The organism is Streptomyces otsuchiensis (genome assembly GCF_004305975.1).
Classification (GTDB): domain Bacteria; phylum Actinomycetota; class Actinomycetes; order Streptomycetales; family Streptomycetaceae; genus Streptomyces; species Streptomyces otsuchiensis.
Genome location: NZ_BHZI01000277.1, coordinates 1 through 7,580, shown reverse-complemented (window position 1 = coordinate 7,580; position 7,580 = coordinate 1). Strand labels below are relative to the sequence as shown.

The following is a 7,580-nucleotide window of genomic DNA, read 5'->3' as shown; positions in this document are numbered from 1 at the left end:
CGTCTACCAGGAGCTTTCTTCATGTCCGCCGCCGGGGCCCGCAGCTCGACCACCCGTCAGGTTGGAAGGGGCTCAGTTGTTCGCCCAGGCCGTCGGTGCGGTGCTCCAGCATCGTCGCGAGCACCGCCCGGGAGGCGTGCACCCGGACCGCGAGCCGGTTGCCGTCGCGCTCGTAGAGGGCGGACAGGTCCGAGGCCAGCAGGTGGAAGAGGCCCTCGTCGCCCTCGTGCCCCCGGCCCAGCAGTACGGAGACCATGCGCTCGGCCGGGTCCGGTGAGCGGGTGTCGACGCCGAGGACCACCTCGGTGTCGTCGCTGCCGGACGGCGGAACGGTGGTGATCCACAGGCGTGCGGCGTCCTGCCCGCCGTCCGTCGCGTGCGGGTGCGCGGCGCCCGCGCCCGCGCCCGCGTCTGCTTCTGCTTCTGCGGCTGCTGAGTCCATGGGAGGGATTGAAGCGCACGGCTACGACAGGCCGTCCTGCGGCCCGGACGGTCAGGAGAAGGGGTTCCGTTCGCCCTCCGGAAGCACGTTGACGACCCGTTCGCCCTCACCGGCCATGACGTACGCACCGGCCTCCAGCCGGTCGATGAGGCCCCGGGTCCACTCGGCGCTGGTGACCGCGTTGTGCACCCACAGCCGCATGATCTCGCCGATGTGGTCGCCCCGGAACTCGTCGTCGTCGGGCGTCCAGTACTGGTCCACCTCCGCGCGCCACCCCTCCAGCGCGGTGACGCGTTCGCGCAGCAGCGCGACGGCCTCGGACCGGGGCAGATCGACGATGCAGCCGACACCGGCGGTCAGCACCTCGATCTTCTCGTCGTGGCGCCGCAGCGACTCGCGGACCAGGGCGAGGTAGGCGTCGTCGCCGGTCGCGGTGACCTCGTACTCGGTGCGCGGTGGGCCGCCCGCCGTGCTGGGACCCGTCTCGTAGGCGAGGAGCAGTCCTTCCTTCGCCATCTGCTTGAGCGCGTGGTAGATCGAGCCGGGCTTGGCGTTGGACCACTCGTGCGCGCCCCAGAACTCCAGGTCCTGCCGGACCTGGTAGCCGTGGGTCCGGCCGTGCTGGCGCACCGCGCACAGGACCAGCATCCGCATCACCGATACCGCCATGGGGGCCAGCCTACTGGCTGGTCAAGTTTGATCAGCGGCCCGGGCAGGCGGTGGGCGGTAAGGCCGGGGGTTCGGGGTGTCAGTGGAGTTCGCTGAACTGCTCCGTCTGGTGGGTGCGCCCCGCGACGATGATGGTGTCGTCCTCGTGCAGCACCGTCTCCGCTGTGGCATAGGTGAAGCCCTCCCCCTTGCGTTTGACGGCGACCACCGTCAGCCCGTAGCGGGTGCGGATCGCGCTCTCGGCCAGCGAGCGGCCGACCATGGTGCTCGGTGTGCGCGTCTTGACCATCGCGAAGTCGTCCTCGAACTCGATGTAGTCGAGCATCCGGCCCCGTACCAGATGGGCCACCCGCTGTCCCATGTCGTGCTCGGGGTAGACGACGTGGTGCACGCCGAGCTGGGAGAGGATGCGGCCGTGTGCCTCGCTGGTCGCCTTGGCCCAGACGTTGGGAATACCGAAGGAGACCAGGAGTGAGGCGGTGAGGATGCTCGCCTCCAGGTTGGTGCCGATGGCGACGACCGCGCGGGAGAACTCGTGGACGGCGAGCTGGCGCAGCACCTCCTCCTTGGTGGAGTCGGCGCGCACCACGTGGGTGAGCCGGCCGGACAGCGACTGGACGACGTCGGCGTCCATGTCCAGGCCGAGGACCTCGGTGGTCTCCTCGACCAGCTCCAGTGCGATGGCCTGGCCGAACCTGCCCATCCCGATCACGACGACGGAGTCCTTGGCGGCGATGCGCCGGGACTTGCCGCTGCGGTTCCTAGCCAATGAGAGGTCGCTCCTCGGGGAGTTCGTACAGGCGGACGCGCCGACGCAGTGCCAGCGCTGACGCTATGGTCACCGGGCCGAGCCGCCCGACGAACATCAGGACGGTGAGCAGGACCTTGTGTGGGTCCGGCAGCTCCGCCGTGATGCCGGTGGAGAGGCCGACCGTGCAGAAGGCCGAGATCACCTCGAACAGCGCCTGGTCCAGGGTGAAGGCCGTGGAGACCATGAACGCCACGGTTGACGTCACCACGGCGGCCACCGAGAGCAGGACGACGGTGAGCGCCTGGCGTTGCACGTCGCCGTGGAGGCGGCGGCCGAAGATGTTCACGGCGCTCTCGCCCCGGACCTCGGCGTAGATCACGAACAGCAGCACGGCAAAGGTCGTCACCTTGATCCCGCCGGCGGTGCCCGCGCTCGCGCCGCCGACGAACATCAGTACGTCGATGCCGAGCCAGGTCGCGCTGTTCATCGCGGCGAGGTCGAGGCTGTTGAACCCGGCGGAGCGGGGCATCGTCCCCTGGAAGAAGCCGGCCAGCAGCTTCTCCTGGACCGGCAGGGGCCCCAGCGTCGCCGGGTTGCCCCACTCCAGCGCGGTGACGAAGACAGCGCCGCCGAGCAGGAAGGCACCGGAGGCCCACAGCACGATCTTGGTGTGCATGGACCAGCCGCCCGGCTTGGTGAAACGGCGGCGCAGCTCGAAGAGGACGGGAAAGCCGAGGCCGCCCGCGATGGACGCGAACGCGACGGGCAGGCAGACCCACGGGTCACCGACGAAGCGCGTCAGGCTGTCCGGCCACAGGGCGAAACCGGCGTTGTTGAACGCTGAGACGGAGTGGAAGACCCCGAGCCATGTGGCCCGGGACCACTCCATGTCGTAGGCGAGCGCGAAGCGCGGAATCAGTACGGCGGCGGTCATCGACTCCAGCAGCAGGCTGACCTTGACCACGCCGATGACGACGCTGCGGACATCGCCGAGGCCCAGTGTCTTGGTCTCGGCGGCGGTGGTCAGCCGGGTCCGCAGCCCGATGCGGTGCGAGACCAGCATCACCAGCAGCGTGGCGAAGGTCAGGATGCCGATGCCGCCGAGCTGGATCAGGACCAGGATCACGCCGTGCCCGAAGCCGGACCAGTTGCCGGCCGTGTCCACCACCACCAGTCCGGTGAGGCAGAGGGCTGAGACGGCGGTGAAGAGGGCGTCCACGACGGTGGTACCACCTGCCGTGACGTTCGCGGCCGGGAGCGTGAGGAGGAGGGTGCCCAGGGTCACGACGGCGGCGAAACCGAGGATGACCAGCTGGGCGGGGTGACGCCTGCGGTGTGATCTGTTTGTCACGATCGGCCAAAAACTGTCGTGAATGACCGATACCTGATCGATGGCACCGGGTGACGATAGCCGACCGGTGTCGGCGGCGGAACCCCGTTTCGGTGAAGGGTCTGTCCGTGTGCACTCCGTGTCGTGAAGGTTCCCTGCGTAGTCAAGTTTGACCAGTGGGAGGTGTGGGAGTACCCTCGGCCGCTCGCTAGTCAAATTTGCCTAGTGGTGTGTTCGTCCTTCCGTCCCTCGGGACCAGGCAACCGGGAGCCACCGCCACATGCCCTCACCCCCAGAACCCACCGCCCACGCCGACAGCCGCAGCGCCACTCCGACCGCGCCCGCGACCGGCACGGGCCACGCCGTCCACGTCCGCGCGCTGCGCAAGACCTACGGCGACAAGGCCGCACTCGACGGCCTCGACCTCACCGTCCCGCGCGGCACCGTGCACGCCGTCCTCGGCCCCAACGGCGCGGGCAAGACCACCGCCGTCCGCGTCCTCACCACCCTGCTGCGCCCCGACTCCGGCACCGCCGAGGTCGCCGGCCACGACGTGACGACCCACCCCGACGACGTACGCCACCGCATCGGCCTCGTCGGCCAGCACGCCGCCCTCGACGAGGAGCTGTCCGGCCGCCAGAACCTCACGCTCTTCGGCCGGCTCCACCACCTCGGCCGGGCCGGCTCCCGGCGCCGCGCCGACGAACTGCTCGCCCGGTTCGACCTCGCCGACACCGGCGACAAGGCGATCCGCCACTACAGCGGCGGGATGCGCCGCCGACTGGACCTCGCCGCCTCGCTCATCGTCCGGCCCGAAGTGCTCTTCCTCGACGAACCGACCACCGGACTCGACCCGCGCGGGCGCGCCGAGGTCTGGTCCGCGGTCCGGTCCCTCGCGGGCGACGGCACCACCGTCCTCCTCACCACCCAGTACCTGGAGGAGGCCGACCAACTCGCCGACCGCGTCTCCCTGCTCGACCACGGGCGCCGTGTCGCCGAGGGCACCGCGGACGAGCTGAAGCGCCGCATCGGCGCGGACCGTGTCGAGGTCGTGCTCGCCGACGCCGGCCAGGTGGACGCCGCCGCTCGCCTGGTCGCCGCGGCGGTGGGAGCCGGGGCCGTGGGAGCCGGGGCTGTGGGAGCCTGCGCCAGCGACGCCGGCATGGGCGAGGCGGGCACCGGCACGGCGGACGCCCTCGTGGTGGACCGCGAGCGGCGCACGGTCAGCGCGCCCGTCACCGACCGGATGGCCGCGCTGGGCGCCGTCCTGCGGGCGGCCGGGGACGCCGGAATCGTGATCGAGGACATCGCCCTGCGCCGCCCCACCCTCGACGAGGTCTTCCTCACCCTCACCGGCCGCGCCCCGGCGCGGGTCCAGTCCCCGGAGGCCGCCGCATGAGCACACACACGACGCACCCGGACCGCGCCGTCCACGTCCGCACCGCCCGCACCCTCTCCGTGCCCCGCACCCCGGCCGCCCGGCTGCGCCGGGTCGTGCACGACTCCGTCACCATGACCGGCCGCGGCGCCGCGCACTGGCGCCGCCGGCCGGGCCAGTTCGCCATGGAACTGGCCTTCCCGGTGATGATGCTGGTGATGTTCGCCTACTTCCTCGGCGGCGGCATGGCCGTGGAAGGCGGCGGCGACTACCGCGAGTTCCTCGTACCCGGCATGTTCGCGCTGACCATGGCCTTCGGCCTGGAGGCGACCATGGTCGCCCTCACCCAGGACATCAACCGGGGGCTGCTGGACCGGTTCCGCTCCATGCCGATCGCGCCGTCGTCCATCCTCGTCGGCCGCAGCCTCAACGACATGGCCGTCTCCGCCCTGGCCCTGACCGTGATGCTGGCCGCGGGCCTGGCCGTCGGCTGGCGGTGGAACGGAAGCCTCACGGAAGGGCTGGCGGCCGTCGGCCTGCTGCTGCTCCTGCGGTTCGCGATGCTGTGGGCCGGAATCCATCTGGCGCTGGTAGCGGGCAAACCGGAGCTGGTGCAGGCCGTGCAGATCCTGGTCTGGCCGGTGGTCTTCCTCTCCAACGCGTTCACCGGCCCCGACTCGATGCCCGGCTGGCTCGGCGCCATCGCCGACTGGAACCCGATGTCCGCGACCGCGGGCGCCGTTCGCGAACTGTTCGACAACCCCACCTGGGCCTCCGACTCCTTCGCGGCCCAGCACGCCGTCGCGCTGGCTGTGGCATGGCCGCTCGTCATCCTGGCCGTCTGCGTCCCGCTCGCCGTGCGCCGCTTCTCCGCCCTCAGCCGCTGACCCGGCGGCACGGCGGCCCCTCTGGAAGGGAGGGGCCGGTCGGGCGGCGCCCGCGGCGTGGACTTGCACCTCACGCGACGTGAGGCGGCACCGTGGTCGGTGTCGGCGGACGACGGGCGGGGTTCCGCCCCGCCCGTCGGACCGGGTGGGCCGGAGAGACAGCGCAGGACACGTCAGAGAGGCGCAGACGGACGATGACGGAGACCACCTACTCCGTGGGCAGGGTCGCCGCCCTGGCCGGGGTCACGGTGCGCACCCTGCACCACTACGACGAGATCGGGCTGCTGCACCCCGGCGGCCGATCCCACGCCGGACACCGCAGATACGACGACGGGGACCTCGACCGGCTGCAACAGATCCTCTTCTACCGGGAACTCGGCTTTCCGCTGGAGGAGATCGCGCCGCTGATCGACGACCCCGGCGCCGACCCCACCGAGCAGCTCCGCCGTCGTCACCGGCTGCTCACCGAACGCATCGAGCGGCTGCAGAAGATGGCCGCCGCCGTCGAACACGCAATGGAGGCGAACAAATTGGGAATTCAGCTCACCCCCGAGGAGAAGTTCGAGGTCTTCGGCGAGGGATACAGCGAGGACTACGAGACCGAGGCCGAACAGCGCTGGGGCGACACCGACGCATGGGCGCAGTCCCAGCAGAAGACGGCCGGATACACCAAGGAGGACTGGCAGCGGATCAAGGAGGAGTCGGACGCGATCAACGACCGGCTCGCCGCCGAACTCGCCGCCGGCACCCCCGGTGACGCCGAGACCGTTCTCGACCTGGCCGAGGAGCACCGGCAGCACATCTGCCGGCACTTCTACGAGTGCGGCCACGAACTGCACTCCTGCCTGGGCGAGATGTACGTGACGGACGAGCGGTTCACCGCCACGTACGAGGCGATCGCCCCCGGGCTCGCGCGCTACCTCCGCGACGCCATCGTGGCCAACGCCGCCCGCCACACGGCCTGACCCCACCCCACCCCACTCCACACCGCCCCGCCAGGCGCCGGCGGGGCGGCACCGGAAGCGACCGCGTGGCGCTCGCTCGCTCTCCGTAATCCTCTGAACGCCTTTTCGCCGGGGCCGATTCGCTGACGTCGGCGGTCGCGATGGGGGAGAACGAGGCCACTCCGCCGGTCACGTTGACTGCCCCGTTCCGATCATGGAACTCCGCTTACCGTTCCGCAATCCGGTGCGGCGTGGTTGTCACTTCTCTGTCGCGGTTCTTCGTCAGTTTGTTGTCGGCCGGTCCGTGTTTCCCTCCGGCTCGCTAGCCTGAGAGCGTGATAACTCGACGGTCGAAGAATGGTGTTGCCCTGGCGGCGTTTCCCGTCGCAGCCCTCCTGCTCACCGGGTGCGGCTCGGACGGCGGCGAGGACGACGAGACGGTGCTGCCGGTCCCGTCGGAGCAGGAGCCCGCGCCTGATGACGAGGCCCAGCCCGATGACGCGGGGCAGGACCAAGACGATCTCAACGCCCTGTACGAGAGGTACTGGGACGTCATGGTGACGCTGGAGAACAGCGAGGACATGCCCGAGCCGGACATCTTCGACGGCATCGCCGGAGGCGAGCTGCTGGAGCGGCAGATGGCCCGGGTCCGCAACTTCAAGGACTCCGGCCAGTGGCGCCAGGGTGAGCCCGTCGTGGAGCAGATCACCGTCGAGGTCGACGGTGACGATGCGCTCATCCAGGCATGCGTCAACGAGGACGACTGGGACGTGCTGCTTGACGGTGAGGTTGTGCCGCTCGCCCCCGAGGGCTCCACGCCGCGCGTGATGGAGGCCGAACGGACCGATGAGGGCTGGCTGCTGGCCAGGACGCAGGACGCCGAGGAGGCGACCATCACATGCTGAACCTCGCTGCCACGGGCAGCGCCTCATCCACCACGCGCGCTCCGCTGGCGCGTCTGCTGGTCGTGCTGACCCTGGCAGCGGGCATGCTCACCCTGGCTTCCGGCGAGCGAGCGGCCGCCGAGCCGGACTGTGAACTGGTCCGTCACAGCGACGGCGAACTGGAATGGGTGTGCCGCGGCGGGGAGGACGGCAGCGGTGGCAACGGCGGGGGGGGCTCTCTTTCGCGGGTTTTTTGTTGGTTTTTTTTGGCCGGGCCCTGTTTTCCTCCCGCTTG

General features: G+C 70.4%; 9 protein-coding genes. 5 read left to right on the top strand and 4 right to left on the bottom strand.

Annotation, left to right across the window (positions count from 1 at the left end):
• Positions 1–19: 19 nt before the first annotated feature.
• The 4 genes from E0D90_RS21405 to E0D90_RS21390 all read right to left on the bottom strand — a co-directional run bounded on the left by E0D90_RS21405 (position 20) and on the right by E0D90_RS21390 (position 3,213).
• Positions 20–442, bottom strand: a complete 423-nt coding sequence (locus E0D90_RS21405) for a hypothetical protein (protein WP_130799698.1) — start codon at positions 440–442, stop codon at positions 20–22.
• A 51-nt stretch (positions 443–493) separates the two neighbouring features.
• The gene (locus tag E0D90_RS21400) at positions 494–1,111 is read right to left on the bottom strand and encodes a PadR family transcriptional regulator (protein ID WP_103501272.1); all 618 of its coding nucleotides are present in this window, start codon (positions 1,109–1,111) and stop codon (positions 494–496) included.
• A gap of 79 nt (positions 1,112–1,190) precedes the next feature.
• On the bottom strand, positions 1,191–1,880 hold the full coding sequence (locus E0D90_RS21395; RefSeq protein ID WP_227870380.1) for a potassium channel family protein: 690 nt from the start codon (positions 1,878–1,880) through the stop codon (positions 1,191–1,193).
• Positions 1,873–3,213 carry a TrkH family potassium uptake protein gene (locus tag E0D90_RS21390; protein WP_307721166.1) on the bottom strand — a complete coding sequence of 447 codons (1,341 nt, stop codon included), beginning with the start codon at positions 3,211–3,213 and terminating at the stop codon, positions 1,873–1,875. Before E0D90_RS21390 ends, E0D90_RS21395 begins: the two co-directional genes overlap by 8 nt.
• Positions 3,214–3,472: 259 nt before the next feature.
• Here E0D90_RS21390 and E0D90_RS21385 point away from each other — a divergent pair, with 259 nt between their 5' ends.
• The 5 genes from E0D90_RS21385 to E0D90_RS28050 form a co-directional block, all read left to right on the top strand.
• The gene (locus tag E0D90_RS21385; protein ID WP_130799697.1) at positions 3,473–4,591 is read left to right on the top strand and encodes an ATP-binding cassette domain-containing protein; all 1,119 of its coding nucleotides are present in this window, start codon (positions 3,473–3,475) and stop codon (positions 4,589–4,591) included.
• The gene (locus E0D90_RS21380; RefSeq protein WP_130799696.1) at positions 4,588–5,457 is read left to right on the top strand and encodes an ABC transporter permease; all 870 of its coding nucleotides are present in this window, start codon (positions 4,588–4,590) and stop codon (positions 5,455–5,457) included. The genes E0D90_RS21385 and E0D90_RS21380 overlap by 4 nt, the downstream gene beginning before the upstream one ends.
• Positions 5,458–5,651: 194 nt before the next feature.
• Entirely contained in the window at positions 5,652–6,422 is a 771-nt protein-coding gene (locus E0D90_RS21375; protein WP_130799695.1) for a MerR family transcriptional regulator, read from the top strand.
• Between the two features lie 314 nt (positions 6,423–6,736).
• A complete protein-coding gene (locus E0D90_RS21370; RefSeq protein WP_130799694.1) occupies positions 6,737–7,306 on the top strand; it encodes a hypothetical protein in 570 nt (189 codons plus the stop codon).
• A partial coding sequence (locus E0D90_RS28050) for a hypothetical protein (protein WP_498072967.1) occupies positions 7,300–7,580 on the top strand: 281 nt, incomplete at its 3' end. The genes E0D90_RS21370 and E0D90_RS28050, both read left to right, overlap by 7 nt.

Bases quoted from the DNA above. Each gene is read 5' to 3' on its own strand.
- E0D90_RS21400 (WP_103501272.1), bottom strand. From the start codon at position 1,111: ATGGCGGTATCGGTGATGCGGATGCTGGTCCTGTGCGCGGTGCGCCAG.
- E0D90_RS21385 (WP_130799697.1), top strand. From the start codon at position 3,473: ATGCCCTCACCCCCAGAACCCACCGCCCACGCCGACAGCCGCAGCGCC.
- E0D90_RS21405 (WP_130799698.1), bottom strand. From the start codon at position 442: ATGGACTCAGCAGCCGCAGAAGCAGAAGCAGACGCGGGCGCGGGCGCG.
- E0D90_RS21375 (WP_130799695.1), top strand. From the start codon at position 5,652: ATGACGGAGACCACCTACTCCGTGGGCAGGGTCGCCGCCCTGGCCGGG.
- E0D90_RS21380 (WP_130799696.1), top strand. From the start codon at position 4,588: ATGAGCACACACACGACGCACCCGGACCGCGCCGTCCACGTCCGCACC.